Source organism: Pseudomonas faucium, from assembly GCF_021602585.1.
In the GTDB taxonomy this organism is placed as follows: domain Bacteria; phylum Pseudomonadota; class Gammaproteobacteria; order Pseudomonadales; family Pseudomonadaceae; genus Aquipseudomonas; species Aquipseudomonas faucium.
Map to the genome: position 1 here is coordinate 23,196 of NZ_BQIP01000008.1, position 15,865 is coordinate 39,060.

At 62.0% G+C, this 15,865-nt stretch carries 19 protein-coding genes; 17 read left to right on the forward strand and 2 right to left on the reverse strand.

The window, feature by feature from the left end:
• Positions 1–8: 8 nt before the first annotated feature.
• From tgt to L6D75_RS11270, 5 genes are all read left to right on the forward strand, one after another.
• Positions 9–1,124: a tRNA guanosine(34) transglycosylase Tgt gene (gene tgt, locus L6D75_RS11250; RefSeq protein WP_176515421.1), complete on the forward strand. Its 1,116-nt coding sequence runs from the start codon at positions 9–11 to the stop codon at positions 1,122–1,124.
• 43 nt (positions 1,125–1,167) lie between these two features.
• A complete protein-coding gene (yajC, locus tag L6D75_RS11255; protein ID WP_008092587.1) occupies positions 1,168–1,503 on the forward strand; it encodes a preprotein translocase subunit YajC in 336 nt (111 codons plus the stop codon).
• A gap of 63 nt (positions 1,504–1,566) precedes the next feature.
• Positions 1,567–3,429, forward strand: coding sequence for a protein translocase subunit SecD (gene secD / locus L6D75_RS11260; RefSeq protein WP_176515318.1), 1,863 nt, complete (start codon positions 1,567–1,569; stop codon positions 3,427–3,429).
• 10 nt (positions 3,430–3,439) lie between these two features.
• Positions 3,440–4,348, forward strand: coding sequence for a protein translocase subunit SecF (gene secF / locus L6D75_RS11265; protein ID WP_176515320.1), 909 nt, complete (start codon positions 3,440–3,442; stop codon positions 4,346–4,348).
• Between the two features lie 120 nt (positions 4,349–4,468).
• A complete protein-coding gene (locus L6D75_RS11270; protein WP_176515322.1) occupies positions 4,469–5,017 on the forward strand; it encodes a glycine zipper 2TM domain-containing protein in 549 nt (182 codons plus the stop codon).
• A gap of 146 nt (positions 5,018–5,163) precedes the next feature.
• Here L6D75_RS11270 and L6D75_RS11275 read toward each other — a convergent pair whose 3' ends face one another.
• Positions 5,164–5,520, reverse strand: coding sequence for a hypothetical protein (locus L6D75_RS11275; protein WP_176515324.1), 357 nt, complete (start codon positions 5,518–5,520; stop codon positions 5,164–5,166).
• Positions 5,521–5,931: 411 nt separating this feature from the next.
• Positions 5,932–6,750 carry a type III secretion system regulator SuhB gene (gene suhB, locus L6D75_RS11280; RefSeq protein ID WP_152956689.1) on the reverse strand — a complete coding sequence of 273 codons (819 nt, stop codon included), beginning with the start codon at positions 6,748–6,750 and terminating at the stop codon, positions 5,932–5,934.
• Positions 6,751–6,901: 151 nt separating this feature from the next.
• On the opposite strand from suhB, the gene trmJ reads away from it, so the two are divergent.
• The 12 genes from trmJ to rlmN all read left to right on the forward strand — a co-directional run bounded on the left by trmJ (position 6,902) and on the right by rlmN (position 15,858).
• Entirely contained in the window at positions 6,902–7,657 is a 756-nt protein-coding gene (gene trmJ, locus L6D75_RS11285; RefSeq protein ID WP_176515326.1) for a tRNA (cytosine(32)/uridine(32)-2'-O)-methyltransferase TrmJ, read from the forward strand.
• 3 nt (positions 7,658–7,660) lie between these two features.
• Positions 7,661–8,446 carry a serine O-acetyltransferase gene (gene cysE, locus L6D75_RS11290; protein ID WP_176515328.1) on the forward strand — a complete coding sequence of 262 codons (786 nt, stop codon included), beginning with the start codon at positions 7,661–7,663 and terminating at the stop codon, positions 8,444–8,446.
• Positions 8,447–8,626: 180 nt separating this feature from the next.
• Positions 8,627–9,118, forward strand: coding sequence for a Fe-S cluster assembly transcriptional regulator IscR (iscR, locus tag L6D75_RS11295; RefSeq protein WP_043196984.1), 492 nt, complete (start codon positions 8,627–8,629; stop codon positions 9,116–9,118).
• A 53-nt stretch (positions 9,119–9,171) separates the two neighbouring features.
• Positions 9,172–10,386 (forward strand): IscS subfamily cysteine desulfurase, encoded by a 1,215-nt coding sequence (locus tag L6D75_RS11300; RefSeq protein WP_176515330.1) that lies wholly within the window; start codon positions 9,172–9,174, stop codon positions 10,384–10,386.
• 46 nt (positions 10,387–10,432) lie between these two features.
• On the forward strand, positions 10,433–10,819 hold the full coding sequence (gene iscU, locus L6D75_RS11305) for a Fe-S cluster assembly scaffold IscU (RefSeq protein ID WP_007929523.1): 387 nt from the start codon (positions 10,433–10,435) through the stop codon (positions 10,817–10,819).
• A gap of 35 nt (positions 10,820–10,854) precedes the next feature.
• Positions 10,855–11,178: an iron-sulfur cluster assembly protein IscA gene (gene iscA / locus L6D75_RS11310; RefSeq protein ID WP_023630636.1), complete on the forward strand. Its 324-nt coding sequence runs from the start codon at positions 10,855–10,857 to the stop codon at positions 11,176–11,178.
• A gap of 8 nt (positions 11,179–11,186) precedes the next feature.
• A complete protein-coding gene (gene hscB / locus L6D75_RS11315) occupies positions 11,187–11,708 on the forward strand; it encodes a co-chaperone HscB (RefSeq protein WP_176515333.1) in 522 nt (173 codons plus the stop codon).
• Between the two features lie 42 nt (positions 11,709–11,750).
• On the forward strand, positions 11,751–13,613 hold the full coding sequence (gene hscA / locus L6D75_RS11320) for a Fe-S protein assembly chaperone HscA (protein ID WP_176515335.1): 1,863 nt from the start codon (positions 11,751–11,753) through the stop codon (positions 13,611–13,613).
• 3 nt (positions 13,614–13,616) lie between these two features.
• Positions 13,617–13,958: an ISC system 2Fe-2S type ferredoxin gene (gene fdx, locus L6D75_RS11325; RefSeq protein WP_021781772.1), complete on the forward strand. Its 342-nt coding sequence runs from the start codon at positions 13,617–13,619 to the stop codon at positions 13,956–13,958.
• A 10-nt stretch (positions 13,959–13,968) separates the two neighbouring features.
• Positions 13,969–14,169 carry a Fe-S cluster assembly protein IscX gene (gene iscX / locus L6D75_RS11330; RefSeq protein ID WP_176515337.1) on the forward strand — a complete coding sequence of 67 codons (201 nt, stop codon included), beginning with the start codon at positions 13,969–13,971 and terminating at the stop codon, positions 14,167–14,169.
• 89 nt (positions 14,170–14,258) lie between these two features.
• Complete coding sequence (gene ndk / locus L6D75_RS11335) at positions 14,259–14,684, forward strand: nucleoside-diphosphate kinase (protein WP_008092560.1); 426 nt, start codon at positions 14,259–14,261, stop codon at positions 14,682–14,684.
• Positions 14,685–14,712: 28 nt separating this feature from the next.
• Entirely contained in the window at positions 14,713–15,858 is a 1,146-nt protein-coding gene (gene rlmN / locus L6D75_RS11340) for a dual-specificity RNA methyltransferase RlmN (RefSeq protein WP_176515339.1), read from the forward strand.
• The last annotated feature ends 7 nt before the right edge of the window (positions 15,859–15,865 follow it).

Sequence of the window (15,865 nt, forward strand, 5' to 3'; positions counted from 1 at the left end):
CCTGTCGAATGTCCTTCGAACTGCTGGCCACCGACGGCAAGGCCCGTCGTGGCCGCCTGACCTTCCCCCGTGGCACGGTAGAGACCCCGGCGTTCATGCCGGTGGGCACCTATGGCACGGTCAAGGGCATGCTGCCGCGTGACATCGAGGCCATCGGTGCCGAGATCATCCTCGGCAACACCTTCCACCTGTGGCTGCGCCCGGGCACCGAGGTGATCAAGAAGCACAACGGCCTGCACGATTTCATGCAGTGGAAAGGCCCGATCCTGACCGACTCCGGTGGCTTCCAGGTGTTCAGCCTGGGCGCCATGCGCAAGATCAAGGAAGAGGGCGTGACCTTTGCCTCGCCGGTCGACGGCTCCAAGGTGTTCATGGGCCCGGAAGAGTCCATGCAGGTGCAGCGCGACCTGGGTTCGGACATCGTGATGATCTTCGACGAGTGCACGCCGTACCCGGCCGAGCACGACGTGGCGCGCACCTCCATGGAGCTGTCGCTGCGCTGGGCCCAGCGCTCGAAGAACGCTCACGGCGACAGCTCCGCGGCGCTGTTCGGCATCGTCCAGGGCGGCATGTACCAGGACCTGCGCATGCGTTCGCTGGAAGCGCTGGTCAACATCGACTTCGACGGCCTGGCGATCGGCGGCCTGTCGGTGGGCGAGCCCAAGCACGAGATGATCAAGGTGCTGGACTACCTGCCCGCGCAGATGCCCGCTGACAAACCTCGTTACCTTATGGGGGTAGGCAAACCGGAAGATCTCGTTGAGGGTGTGCGCCGCGGCGTCGACATGTTCGACTGCGTGATGCCTACGCGCAACGCGCGCAACGGCCACCTGTTCGTCGATACAGGGGTGATCAAGATCCGCAACGCGTTCCATCGCCATGATGATTCGCCGCTGGATCCGACCTGTGACTGCTACACCTGCAGCAACTTCTCCCGCGCTTATCTGCATCACCTGGACAAGTGTGGCGAAATGCTGAGCAGCATGCTGAATACCATCCACAACTTGCGCCATTACCAGCGCTTGATGGCCGGTTTACGCGAGGCTATTCAACAGGGTAAATTGGCCGCCTTTGTCGACGCCTTCTACGCCAAGCGCGGGCTGCCTGTGCCGCCTTTGGACTGACTGTTCGCATCCATTATTAGAAAATTTACATTAGGAGTGCCCAATGAGCTTCTTGATCCCCGCCGCCTACGCGGACGCAGCAGCACCCGCCGCCGGCCCAGCCGGTACCGGCTTCGAGTGGATTTTCCTGGTCGGTTTCCTGGTCATCTTCTACCTGATGATCTGGCGCCCGCAGGCCAAGCGTGCCAAAGAGCAGAAAAACCTGCTGAGCAACTTGCAAAAAGGTGACGAAGTTGTCACCAACGGCGGCATCGCCGGCAAGATCGTCAAGGTTTCCGACGATTTCGTGGTTCTGGAAGTGTCCGACACCGTCGAGTTGAAGTTCCAGAAGGGCGCCATTGCCGCGACCCTGCCAAAAGGTACGCTCAAGGCTATCTGAGTTACCGGTTTTTCTTTCCAGTCGGGGCGCGCAACGCGCCCCGCGTCTTGAACGGGCGGCGTGATGCTGAACAAATACCCTCTGTGGAAATACGCACTGATCGTGTTGGTACTGGCGATCGGTTTTATTTATTCCGCTCCCAACCTCTACCCGGATGACCCTGCGGTGCAGATCAGCGGTGCCAGCTCGGCGCTGCATGTGAGCCAGGCCGAACTCGATCGCGTCACCAAGGCGCTGAGCGATGCCGGCATCACCGTCAAGGGCGCGAGCCTGGGCGAGAAGGGCAGCGGGCTGGTACGCCTGACCAACCAGGAAGACCAGCTGCCAGCCAAGGATGTAGTGCGCAAGGCACTGGGCGATGATTACGTCGTGGCCCTGAACCTGGCACAGACCACCCCGCAATGGCTGCGCAACCTGGGTGCAAGCCCGATGAAGCTGGGCCTGGACCTTTCCGGTGGTGTGCACTTCCTGCTGGAAGTGGACATGGACAAGGCCATGAGCGCCCGCATGAAAGTCTACGAAGGCGAGGTCAAGACCTTGCTGCGCAAAGAGCGCATCCGCTACCGCAGCCTGCCTCAGCAGGATGGCGGCATCATGCTGGGCTTCGCTGACGATGCTACCCGCGAACAGGCACGTGCCCTGATCCGCAAGAATTTCAATGATTTCGACCTGACCACCACCGAGCGCAACGATGTCGCCGTGCTGCGTCTGGCGCTGACCCAGGCGAAAGTCGCCGAGATCCGCGAATACTCGATCAAGCAGAACCTCACCACCGTGCGCAACCGGGTCAACGAGCTGGGCGTGGCCGAGCCGCTGGTCCAGCGCCAGGGCGCCAACCGCATCGTGGTCGAGCTGCCAGGCGTGCAGGACACTGCCGAGGCCAAGCGTATCCTCGGCAAGACCGCCAACCTGGAGTTCCGCTTCGGTGCCGAGCCAGGCGCGTCCAAGGCGACCACCGAGGTCTTCGAGTTCCGTGAGGGCGGCCGTTCCGCCCCGGTCGAGCGTGGCCTGATCATCACCGGTGACCAGGTCACCGACGCCCAGGCCAGCTTCGACGAGCACGGTCGCCCGCAAGTGAACATCCGCCTGGATGGCCATGGCGGCGAGCTGATGAGCCGCGCCACGCGCAGCAACGTCGGGCGCAGCATGGCGGTGATCTTCATCGAACAGAAGCCGGTCACCCGCTACGTCAAGCAGACCGTCGACGGCGTCGAGAAGGAAGTGCCGGTTCAGAGCTTCCAGGAAGAGAAGAAGATCATCAGCCTGGCGACCATCCAGTCGCCGCTGGGCAGCCAGTTCCGTATCACCGGCCTGAACGGCCAGGGCGAATCGTCTGAGCTGGCCCTGCTGCTGCGTGCCGGTGGCCTGGCCGCGCCGATGTACTTCGCCGAAGAACGTACCATCGGCCCAAGCCTGGGTGCCGACAACATCACCAAGGGTGTCGATGCGTCGCTGTGGGGCATGCTGTTCGTCTCGCTGTTCATCATCGCCATCTACCGCGGCTTCGGCGTGATCGCCACCGTGGCCCTGGCCGGCAACATGGTGCTGCTGCTGGCACTGATGTCGCTGTTGGGCGCGACCCTGACCCTGCCGGGTATCGCCGGTATCGTGCTGACCATGGGTATGGCGGTGGACGCCAACGTGCTGATCTTCTCGCGTATCCGCGAGGAGCTCAAAGCCGGCATGTCGGTGCAGCGTGCCATTCACGAAGGTTTCAACCGCGCCTACACCGCGATCATCGACGCCAACCTGACCAGCCTGCTGGTCGGCGGCATCCTGTTCGCCATGGGCACCGGCCCGGTCAAGGGCTTTGCGGTTACCATGTCCCTCGGGATTTTCACCTCGATGTTCACCGCCGTCATGGTGACCCGTGCAATGGTCAACCTGACCTGCGGCGGGCGTGACATCAAGAAGCTGTGGGTTTGAGGGAGCTGCGATGAAAACCATCAATTTCATGGGCGTGCGCAATGTCGCGTTCGCCATTACCGTGCTCCTCACCGTGCTGGCGCTGTTCAGCTGGTGGCATAAAGGCCTCAACTTCGGCCTGGACTTCACCGGCGGTACGCTGATCGAGCTGACCTACGAGCGCCCGGCCGACCTGCAGACGGTGCGCAGCGAACTGGTCAACTCCGGCTTCCATGAGGCCGTGGTGCAGAGCTTCGGCGCCACCACCGACCTGCTGGTGCGCATGCCGGGCGATGACCCGCAGCTGGGCAACAAGGTCGCTGCAGCCTTGCAGAAGATCGGCGGTGACAACCCGGCAACGCTCAAGCGCGTCGAGTTCGTCGGCCCGCAGGTGGGTGAAGAGCTGCGCGACCAGGGCGGCCTCGGCATGCTGCTGGCGCTGGGCGGCATCCTCATCTACCTGGCCTTCCGCTTCCAGTGGAAGTTCGCGGTCGGCGCCATCGTGTCGCTGATCCACGACGTGGTGGTGACCCTGGGTATCCTGTCGTTCTTCCAGATCACCTTCGACCTGACGGTGCTGGCGGCGGTGCTGGCGATCATCGGCTACTCGCTCAACGACACCATCGTCGTGTTCGACCGGGTGCGCGAGAACTTCCGTGTGATGCGCAAGGCGTCGCTGATCGAGAACATCAACGTCTCGACCACCCAGACCCTGCTGCGCACCATCGCCACCTCGGTTTCGACCTTGCTGGCGATTGCCGCGTTGCTGTTCTTCGGCGGTGACAACCTGTTCGGCTTCTCCCTGGCACTGTTCATCGGTGTCATGGCCGGTACCTACTCGTCGATCTACATCGCCAACGTGGTGCTGATCTGGCTGAACCTGAACAGCGAAGACCTGATCCCGCCTGCCAAGAACGAGGGTGTGGATGAGCGCCCATAAGGGCTGACTCCACGCCGTTCGGCGGTCAAAAAGGCGCGAGTGTTGAACTCGCGCCTTTTTTTTTGCTCCAAGGCAGGGAGAAGGCGGGCTGAGCCCCGCGGGTACGATCAGGAGGTTCAAGTGAACAAATCAATGCTGGTGGGTGCGGTACTGGGTGCTGTCGGTGTAACTGCCGGAGGTGCTGTGGCGACCTACAGCTTGGTGAACAAAGGGCCTGAATACGCCCAGGTCACCGACGTGCAGCCAATCAAGCAGCAGGTGAAGACACCGCGCGAGGTCTGCAAGGATGTCGCCGTGACCCGTCAGGCGCCGGTCAAGGACCAGCACCAGATCGCCGGTACCGTGGTGGGCGCCCTCGCTGGCGGCCTGCTGGGCAACCAGATCGGCGGCGGCACCGGCAAGAAGATCGCCACCGTGGCCGGTGCGGTCGGTGGTGGCTATGCGGGCAACAAGGTGCAGGAAGGCATGCAGCAGCGTGACACCTACACCACCACGCAAACACGCTGCAACACGGTCAACGATATCAGCGAGAAGGTAGTGGGCTACAACGTCACCTATTCCATTGGTGACCAGGTCGGCAAGATCAAGATGGACCGTGACCCGGGCTCGACCATTCCGCTGGACAAGAATGGCAAGTTGATCCTGAGCCAGGCACAGCCGGGGCAGTGAGGGCCCGAGGCCATATGCCCACTAGGCCGAAAAAGCCGATGCTCGGAAACGAGCATCGGCTTTTTCATAGGCTTGCCCAAAACCCTGTCTGCGCCCAGGAAATGGCATCGGCTGCCAATAGAGATCAATGAGATTGATGAGTCTATTTACCACTCGATAATGGCAAGCACGCCTTGTACAAAGATGAATCTATCGTTGTTCGTATGAAAGTTAATTCTGTATTTGTAACTTGCAGAATTGCCTCTGAAAACATAACCAATTTCTCCGTGGGAGGGTGGTAGATCTATGGTATTAAGATATACCCAATCTCCAGAGGCCGTTTGGAACTCTAGATCTATTTTGGTGAGGTCGTTATTGCCCGGTTCGAAGTACAGGTCTACACGTTTGCTGCTTTCTTCGATCTCGAGTGGGATATATAAATTCTTTACGCCTGATTCGCGTACGCTGAACTCTTGAAAATATGCCCTTGATTGCACTTTGTTGAGGTTTTCTGGCGCTTTCATGGCTGGATCTCCTAATCATGAAGTCAGGGCCGCGGCGCCTGCTGGCGCTAAGGCCGCCGCGGTTGCTGAGCAATGGTTTGGGTGCATCCTGTTTGATCGTGGGGGAACTCTAGCAAGCGCGTGTTGGGTGCGAAACTGACAGAAATACCAGGTGCGAGACCTGCTGCTGTCCAGTTAAGCTGGCCGGCATTTTCTTTTTTGATATGAATATTTTGCTGGTCGTGGAAGCGTGAAGTGTACGCTGCGTGCCAGCGATGATGTTTCATGGGTGAGCGTCAATGCTTTAGATGCGCGCATAAAAAATCCGATGCTCGTTTCCGGGCATCGGATTTTTTGCTCTAAAGGGTAAAGGCTCAGTGAATCCGTGTTAACGGATTGGCATTACCCCCGAGAGATATTTATTGCCTTGGCTTAGCGCTTCATGTGCTCGGGCAGGTGCGGCTGGATAGCAGTCAGCACGGCCTTGAAGCACTTGATGTTGCCCGCGACGATGTGGCCCTTGTCGAGGAAGTCGTGGCCACCGTTGAAGTCGCTCACCAGGCCACCCGCTTCCTGGATCAGCAGCACGCCTGCAGCCATGTCCCACTCGGACAGGCCCGACTCCCAGAAGGCGTCGAAACGGCCGGCGGCGACGTAGGCCAGGTCCAGGCTGGCGGAACCGGCGCGGCGGATGCCGGCGGTCTGGCCAGTCAGGGCGCGGAACATGCCCAGGTAGTTGTCCATGTCGGCCATCTGGTTGTCACGGAACGGGAAGCCGGTGCCCAGCAGGGCGCCATCCAGGCTGGTGCGCGAGCTGACGCGCAGGCGACGGCCATTGAGCTGGGCGCCACGGCCACGGCTGGCGGTGAATTCTTCCTGGCGTACCGGGTCGACGATCACGGCGTGCTCGAGGCGGCCGCGGTATTTGCAGGCGATGCTGACAGCGAAGTGGGGGATGCCGCGCAGGAAGTTGGTGGTGCCGTCCAGCGGATCGATGATCCACAGGTAGTCCTTGCCTTCTTCGCCGGTGCCCGCGTGCAGGCCAGTCTCTTCACCCTGGATGGAGTGGTTCGGGTACGCCTTGCGCAGGGCGTTGACGATGCTCTGTTCGGCGGCGCGATCAACCTCGGAGACGTAGTCCTTGGCCTCTTTCTCGTCGACCTTGATGGTATCCAGGCGTTCGATGGAGCGGAAGATCAGTTCACTGGCGCTGCGAGCGGCGCGCAGGGCGATATTCAGCATAGGCTGCATGGGCGGGTCACCTGGAGATGTTAAAGAAGAAAGCCGAACATTCTAGCAGAAAATTTTGGCGGCAGAAGTGTCACATTTGCTTTCATGGCGTTTCGCTGGTCGGTTCTGTAAGATCGAAACCCTCAAAACCCGCATCTGTGAGCACAACACCTTGCTGCAAAATATTCGTGTTGTTCTGGTCAATACCAGCCACCCCGGCAACATCGGCGGCGCTGCGCGTGCCATGAAAAACATGGGCTTGTCGCGCCTGGTGCTGGTGCAGCCCAAAGAGTTCCCGGCCGCTGACGCCAGCGCGCGCGCCTCCGGCGCCGACGACGTGCTGGCCAATGCCCAGGTGGTCGACAGCCTGGAAGACGCGCTGGTCGGCTGCAGCCTGGTGATGGGCACCAGCGCCCGTGAGCGCAGCATCCCCTGGCCGCTGATCGATCCCCGCGAATGCGGGGCCAAGGCGGTGGCGCACGGCACCGGCGGCGAAGAGATCGCCCTGGTGTTCGGCCGCGAGCACGCCGGGCTGACCAACGAAGAACTGCAGCGATGTCACTTCCACGTGCACATTCCCTCGAACCCCGGCTTCAGTTCGCTGAATCTGGCTGCCGCCGTCCAGGTGCTCTCCTATGAGGTGCGCATGGCCTGGCTGGCAGTCGAAGGCTCGGCGCCGCAGGCGGAGAAGGTCGACGCCAGCGAGCTGGCGACCATGGATGAAATGGAGCTGTTCTATGAACACCTGGAAAAAACCCTGGTGGACATCGGCTTCCTTGATCCCGAGAAGCCCAAGCATTTGATGGCGCGCCTGCGCCGGCTGTATGGGCGTAGCTCGGTCGAGCGTCCGGAAATGAGCATTTTGCGCGGCATCCTCACCGAGACCCAGAAGGTCGCACGGGGCGATGCGCATAAAAGGAAGGACTGACAGATGTTCGAACGTCTGCGTGAAGATATCCAGAGCGTTTTCCACCGCGACCCGGCGGCGCGCAACGCCTTCGAGGTGCTGACCTGCTACCCGGGCATGCATGCGATCTGGCTGCACCGCCTGGGCAATGCCCTGTGGAAGCGCGACTTCAAATGGCTGGCGCGCCTGGTGTCCAACTTCGGGCGCTGGATGACCGGCATCGAGATCCACCCCGGCGCCACCATCGGCCGGCGCTTCTTCATTGACCATGGCATGGGCATCGTCATCGGTGAAACCGCCGAGATCGGCGACGATGTCACGCTGTATCAGGGCGTGACCCTGGGTGGCACCAGCTGGAACAAGGGCAAGCGCCACCCGACCCTGGAGAACGGCGTGGTGGTCGGCGCCGGCGCCAAGGTGCTGGGGCCGTTCACCGTCGGTGCCGGGGCCAAGATCGGCTCCAACGCGGTGGTCACCAAGGCGGTGCCGGCCGGCGCCACTGCGGTGGGCATCCCGGGGCGGATCATCGTCAAGAGCGAAGACGGCGAGCTCGAGGCCAGGCGCAAGGCCATGGCCGAGAAGATCGGCTTCGATGCCTATGGCGTCAGCGGCGACATGCCCGACCCGGTGGCCCGGGCCATTGGCCAGATGCTCGACCACCTGCAGGCAGTGGACGAGCGCCTGGAGGGCATGTGCGGGGCCCTGACCAAGATGGGCAGTGACTACTGTGCCAAGGAGTTGCCGGCACTGCCGGAAGACGACTTCAGCGAAGCGGCGCCGGCGGCCCAGCGCGACACTCAGTCGCTTTGAAAACGCCCCGCTGAACCTGCGCTGACATATGGGGCGTGTGCTTACGCCCCTTTGCTGCTACAATCGCGCCCGCCTCCCAGATGCCAAACCCGACTAAAGCAGTAGGTCTAATAGTTGACTTAAATGCTCGGGAATCGCATACTCGCACACATCCTGTAACTCCCGTGGTACCCATTAGCCATGCGACTGACTACCAAAGGCCGATACGCCGTGACTGCCATGCTTGACCTGGCGTTGCACGCGCAGCATGGGCCGGTGTCTTTGGCCGACATTTCCGAGCGCCAGGGCATTTCCCTCTCTTATCTGGAGCAGCTGTTCGCCAAGCTGCGCCGCAGCAGCCTGGTCTCCAGTGTGCGCGGCCCGGGTGGTGGCTATCAGCTGTCGCGCGGCATGGAAACCATCCAGGTGGCCCAGGTCATCGACGCGGTCAACGAATCGGTCGATGCCACCCGTTGCCAGGGCCTCGGGGATTGCCATGCCGGTGACACCTGCCTGACCCACCACCTGTGGTGCGACCTCAGCCAGCAGATCCATGAATTTCTCAGCGGCATCAGCCTGGCCGACCTCGTCAAGCGCCGTGAGGTGCAGGAAGTCGCCCAGCGCCAGGACCTGCGTCGTGTCGCAGGCCGTACTGCCCAGCTGGACAAGATTGAGACGTCCGCCGTCGACTGACCCTTTGTCAACTGTGACGACGAGCGACGCCACCGCCTGATAGGAGATACTCAATGAAGTTGCCGATCTACCTCGATTACTCCGCGACCACCCCGGTCGATCCCCGCGTCGCCCAGAAGATGGCCGACTGCCTGCTGGTCGACGGAAACTTCGGTAACCCGGCCTCGCGTTCCCACGTGTTTGGCTGGAAGGCCGAAGAAGCGGTCGAGAACGGCCGTCGCCAGGTGGCCGAGCTGATCAACGCCGACCCGCGCGAGATCGTCTGGACCAGCGGTGCCACCGAGTCCGACAACCTCGCCCTGAAAGGCGTTGCGCACTTCTATCAGACCAAGGGCAAGCACATCATCACCTCCAAGATCGAGCACAAGGCGGTCCTGGATACCGCTCGCCAGCTCGAGCGTGAAGGTTTCGAAGTCACCTACCTCGAGCCAGGCGAAGACGGCATCGTCACCCCGGCCCAGGTCGAGGCGGCGCTGCGCGACGACACCATCCTGGTCTCGCTGATGCACGTGAACAACGAAGTCGGCTCGATCAACGACATCGCCGCCATCGGTGAACTGACCCGCTCGCGCGGCGTGCTGTTCCACGTCGATGCCGCGCAGTCGGCCGGCAAGGTCGAAATCGACCTGCAAAAGCTGAAGGTCGACCTGATGTCGTTCTCCGCGCACAAGGTCTATGGCCCCAAAGGCATCGGCGCGCTGTACGTCAGCCGCAAGCCGCGTGTGCGCCTGGAAGCGATCATCCACGGCGGTGGCCATGAGCGCGGCATGCGTTCGGGCACCCTGCCGACCCACCAGATCGTCGGCATGGGCGAAGCCTTCGCCATTGCCAAGCAGGAAATGGCCGCTGAAAACGTGCGCATCAAGGCCCTGAGCGACCGCTTCTTCAAGCAGGTCTCGGACCTCGAGGAGCTGTACGTCAACGGCAGCAGCACCGCCCGCGTGCCGCACAACCTGAACCTGAGCTTCAACTACGTCGAAGGCGAGTCGCTGCTGATGTCGCTCAAGGACATCGCCGTATCGTCCGGTTCGGCCTGCACCTCCGCCTCGCTCGAGCCGTCGTATGTACTGCGCGCGCTGGGCCGTAACGACGAGCTGGCGCACAGCTCGATCCGCTTCTCCTTCGGCCGCTTCACTACCGAAGAAGAAGTCGACTACGCCGCGCAGAAAGTCTGCGAGGCGGTGAACAAACTGCGTGAGTTGTCGCCGCTGTGGGACATGTACAAAGACGGCGTCGATATCTCCAAGATCGAGTGGGCCGCCCACTAAGCAGTCGCCGGCAAGAGCGGCTCCCTGATGAGGAAGGAATTGCACCATGGCATACAGTGAAAAGGTCATCGACCACTACGAAAACCCACGCAACGTCGGCAAGATGAATGCCGAGGACCCGGATGTCGGTACCGGCATGGTCGGCGCCCCAGCGTGCGGTGACGTGATGCGTCTGCAGATCAAGGTCAACGAGCAAGGCATCATCGAAGACGCCAAGTTCAAGACTTACGGCTGCGGTTCGGCCATCGCCTCCAGCTCCCTCGCCACCGAGTGGATGAAGGGCAAGACCCTGGACGAAGCCGAAACCATCAAGAACACCCAGCTGGCGGAAGAACTGGCGCTGCCGCCGGTGAAGATCCACTGCTCGGTACTCGCCGAGGATGCCATCAAGGCAGCCGTTCGCGACTACAAGCAGAAGAAAGGCTTGATCTAAGCCGCCCGTTGCAAGGTAAGAGTCAAGGAGTTCCGATGGCTATCAGCATGACAGAAGCCGCCGCCAACCACATTCGCCGCTCCCTCGACGGGCGCGGCAAGGGTGAGGGCATTCGCCTGGGCGTGCGCACCACCGGCTGCTCGGGCCTGGCCTACGTGCTGGAGTTCGTTGACGAGCTCGCCGCCGAAGACCAGGTGTTCGAGAACCACGGCGTCAAGGTGATCATCGATCCCAAGAGCCTGGTATACCTCGATGGCACCGAGCTGGACTTCGTCAAGGAAGGGTTGAACGAAGGCTTCAAGTTCAACAACCCCAACGTGCGCGGTGAGTGTGGCTGCGGCGAAAGCTTCAACGTCTGAGGCTGGCTGTGGGTACTCCTTGTCATTTCGCTCTGTTTGATCTCCAGCCGTGCTTCCGCCTGGACCTCGACAAGCTGGCCACGCGCTATCGCGAGCTGGCCCGCGAGGTCCATCCGGACCGCTTTGCCGACGCTTCCGAGCGTGAGCAGCGGGTAGCCCTGGAGAAGTCCGCGGCCCTCAACGACGCCTACCAGACCCTGCGCAGTGCGCCGCGCCGTGCCCGCTACCTGCTGGCTATCGGTGGCCATGAAGTGCCCCAGGAAGTCACGGTCCATGACCCGGACTTCCTGTTGCAGCAGATGCAGTGGCGCGAAGAGCTCGAAGAGTTGCAGGACGAAGCCGACCTCGACGGTGTCGACGTGTTCAAGAAGCGCCTGAAGGCTGCCCAGAACACGCTGAACGAGGATTTCGCCGCCTGCTGGGATGTGCCTGCCGAGCGTGAACAGGCCGAGCGCCTGATGCGCCGCATGCAGTTCCTCGACAAGCTCGCCCAAGAAGTGCGCCAACTGGAAGAGCGCCTCGACGATTAACCCGGCGCCGCCCGTGATGACGCCTAAGGTAATTAGATAAGCATGGCCCTACTGCAGATCGCCGAACCCGGTCAAAGCCCTCAGCCGCACCAGCGCCGCCTGGCGGTGGGCATCGACCTGGGCACCACCAATTCTCTGGTCGCTGCCGTGCGCAGCGGTCGCAGCGAGCCCCTGCCCGATGCGCAGGGTAACGTCATTCTGCCTTCGGCAGTGCGCTACCTGGCTGGCCGCTGTGAAGTCGGCCTGGCCGCGCGCGAGGCGGCGTCCAGTGACCCATTGAACACCGTGCTGTCGGTCAAGCGCCTGATGGGGCGCGGCCTGGCCGACGTCAAGCAGCTCGGCGAGCAGCTGCCGTACCGCTTCGTGGGTGGCGAGTCGCACATGCCGTTCATCGACACGGTGCAGGGCCCGAAGAGCCCGGTGGAAGTGTCTGCCGACATTCTCAAGGTATTGCGCGAGCGCGCCGAGCAGACCCTGGGTGGCGAACTGGTGGGGGCGGTGATCACCGTGCCGGCCTATTTCGACGATGCCCAGCGCCAGGCGACCAAGGATGCGGCCAAGCTGGCCGGCCTGAACGTGCTGCGCCTGCTCAACGAGCCGACTGCCGCTGCCGTGGCCTATGGCCTGGACCAGAATGCCGAAGGCCTGGTGGCCATCTATGACCTGGGTGGCGGAACCTTCGATATCTCGATCCTGCGCCTGACTGCCGGTGTGTTCGAAGTACTGGCCACCGGCGGCGATACCGCCCTGGGCGGCGACGACTTCGACCATGCCATCGCCGGCTGGATCATCGAGCAGGCGGGCCTGTCCGCCGACCTCGACCCGGCTACCCAGCGCCAGTTGCTGCAAGCCGCCTGCGCCGCCAAGGAAGCCCTGACCGACGCCGACGTGGTCAGTGTCAGCCATGGCGCCTGGCAGGGCGAGCTCAGCCGCGCCGCCTTCGACGCGATGATCGAGCCGATGATCGCCCGCAGCCTCAAGGCCTGCCGCCGCGCCGTGCGCGACAGCGGCGTTGAGCTCGAAGAGGTGGCTGCCGTGGTGATGGTCGGTGGTTCGACCCGCGTGCCGCGTGTGCGCGAGGCTGTCGGCACGCTGTTCGGCCGCACCCCGCTGACCTCGATCGACCCGGACCAGGTGGTGGCCATCGGCGCCGCGATCCAGGCCGATACCCTGGCCGGCAACCGCCGCGAAGGTGGCGAGCTGCTGCTGCTCGATGTCATCCCGCTGTCCCTGGGCCTTGAGACCATGGGCGGGCTGATGGAGAAGGTGATTCCGCGCAACACCACCATTCCAGTGGCCCGCGCCCAGGAGTTCACCACTTACAAAGATGGCCAGTCGGCCATGATGATCCACGTGCTGCAGGGCGAGCGCGAGCTGATCAGCGACTGCCGCTCCCTGGCACGCTTCGAACTGCGCGGCATCCCGGCCATGGTTGCTGGTGCGGCGAAGATCCGCGTGACGTTCCAGGTCGATGCCGACGGCCTGCTCAGCGTTGCTGCCCGCGAGCTGGGTTCGGGCGTGGAAGCCAGCATCCAGGTCAAGCCGTCCTACGGCCTGACCGATGGCGAGATCGCGCGCATGCTCAAGGATTCCTTCGAGCACGCAGGTACCGACAAGCAAGCTCGCCAGTTGCGTGAGCACCAGGTCGACGGCGAGCGCCTGCTCGAAGCGGTACAGGGCGCCCTGGACGCCGATGGTGAGCGCCTGCTCAGCAGTGAAGAGCGCCAAGCCATCGAATTCCAGATGCAAGAACTACGTGATTTGCTGGCCGGCACCGATGGCCCAGCCATCGAGCAACAGACCAAGCGTCTGTCGCAGGTGACCGATGCATTTGCCGCCCGTCGCCTTGATTCGACGGTCAAAGCCGCACTGGCCGGGCGCAACCTGAATGAGATCGAGGAGTAACCGATGCCGCTGGTGACATTCCTGCCGCACGAAAAGTTCTGCCCAGAGGGGTTGACCGTGGAAGTCGAGCCCGGGACCAACATCCTGGAACTGGCCCACGACCATCACATCGAGATGGAAAGCGCCTGCGGTGGCGTCAAGGCCTGTACCACCTGCCACTGCATCGTGCGCAAGGGTTTCGACTCCCTTGAAGAAGCCGACGAGCTGGAAGAGGACATGCTGGACAAGGCCTGGGGCCTGGAGGCTCAATCGCGCCTCGGCTGCCAGGTGGTGGTCGCCGATGAAGACCTGACCATCGAGATCCCCAAGTATTCGCTCAATCACGCTGCCGAAGCGCCGCACTGAGGTTTGCCGCATGAGCTTGAAATGGATTGATGTACTTGAGATCGCCATCCAGCTTGCGGAAAACAAGCCGGAAGTCGATCCTCGTTATGTAAATTTCGTCGATCTGCACCGCTGGGTGCTGGCCTTGCCAGAATTCAGCGACGATCCGTCACGTGGCGGTGAGAAAGTGCTGGAGGCCATCCAGGCGGCCTGGATTGATGAAGCCGACTAAGCGTGACGCTGCAGGTTAGGCAATCCCCTGGAACCCGCGTATAATTCGCGGGTTTAATTTTTCGCAACACTCATATTCTGGAGTTTTCCATGGCTGTTCAACGTACTTTCTCGATCATCAAGCCTGACGCCGTTGCCAAGAACGTGATCGGCAAGATCACCACTCGCTTCGAAGAAGCCGGCCTGAAAATCGTCGCCTCGAAAATCAAGCAACTGTCCAAGGCCGAAGCCGAAGGCTTCTACGCCGAGCACAGCGCTCGTGGCTTCTTCGGTGACCTGGTTGCCTTCATGACTTCCGGTCCGGTCGTTGTTCAGGTTCTGGAAGGCGAAAACGCCATCGCTCTGAACCGTGAGCTGATGGGCGCTACCAACCCTAAAGAAGCTGCTGCCGGCACCATCCGTGCTGACTTCGCCGAGTCGATCGACGCCAACGCCGTTCACGGTTCGGACTCCGAAGCTGCTGCTGCTCGCGAAATCGCTTACTTCTTCGCTGCTACCGAGGTAACCACTCGCTAAGCGAAAGCTTAAGGGTGAAGGTGAATCCATGACGACATCTACCGGCAAAATCAACCTGTTGGGGCTGACCCTGCAGGAAATGGAACAGTTCTTCGACTCGATCGGGGAGAAGCGCTTTCGCGCTGGCCAGGTGATGAAGTGGATTCACCATTTTGGCGTCGACGATTTCGCCGCCATGACCAATGTCGGCAAGGTCCTGCGTGAAAAGCTCGAGGCCGTTGCCGAGATTCGGGGCCCGGAAGTGGTCAGCGAAGACATTTCCGCTGACGGTACCCGCAAGTGGGTGGTCCGCGTTGCCTCCGGCAGCTGCGTCGAGACCGTCTACATCCCCACCGACGACCGCGGCACGCTCTGCGTCTCGTCGCAAGCCGGCTGCGCCCTGGACTGCAGTTTCTGCTCCACCGGCAAGCAAGGCTTCAACAGCAACCTTACCGCCGCCGAAGTGATCGGCCAGGTGTGGCTTGCCAACAAATCCTTCGGGACTGTCCCGGCCAAGATCGATCGCGCGATTACCAACGTGGTCATGATGGGCATGGGCGAGCCCCTGCTGAATTTCGACAATGTCATCGCCGCCATGAAGATCATGATGGAAGATCTCGGCTATGGCATTTCCAAGCGTCGCGTCACCCTGTCCACCTCGGGCGTGGTGCCGATGATCGACGAACTGGCCAAGCACATCGACGTGTCGCTGGCCCTGTCGCTGCATGCTCCGAACGACGAACTGCGCAACCAGCTGGTACCGATCAACAAGAAGTACCCGCTGAAGATGCTGCTGGAATCGTGCATGGGCTACATGTCGACCCTGGGTGGCAAGCGCGTGCTGACCATCGAGTACACCCTGCTCAAGGACGTCAACGACCAGCCCGAGCACGCCGCGCAGATGATCGAGCTGCTGCGTGACGTGCCGTGCAAGATCAACCTGATCCCATTCAACCCGTTCCCCCATTCGGGTTACGAGCGGCCTAGCAACAATGCTATCCGCCGCTTCCAGGACATGCTGCACCACGGTGGCTTCAACGTCACCACCCGAACCACCCGCGGCGAAGACATCGACGCCGCCTGTGGTCAGCTGGTCGGCCAGGTCAACGACCGGACCCGCCGCAGCGAACGCTACATCGCAGTGCGCCAGCTCTCCGCAGACGCTGAGCTTTCAGACAACGCCGTGCGTCACTGAGGCCGGC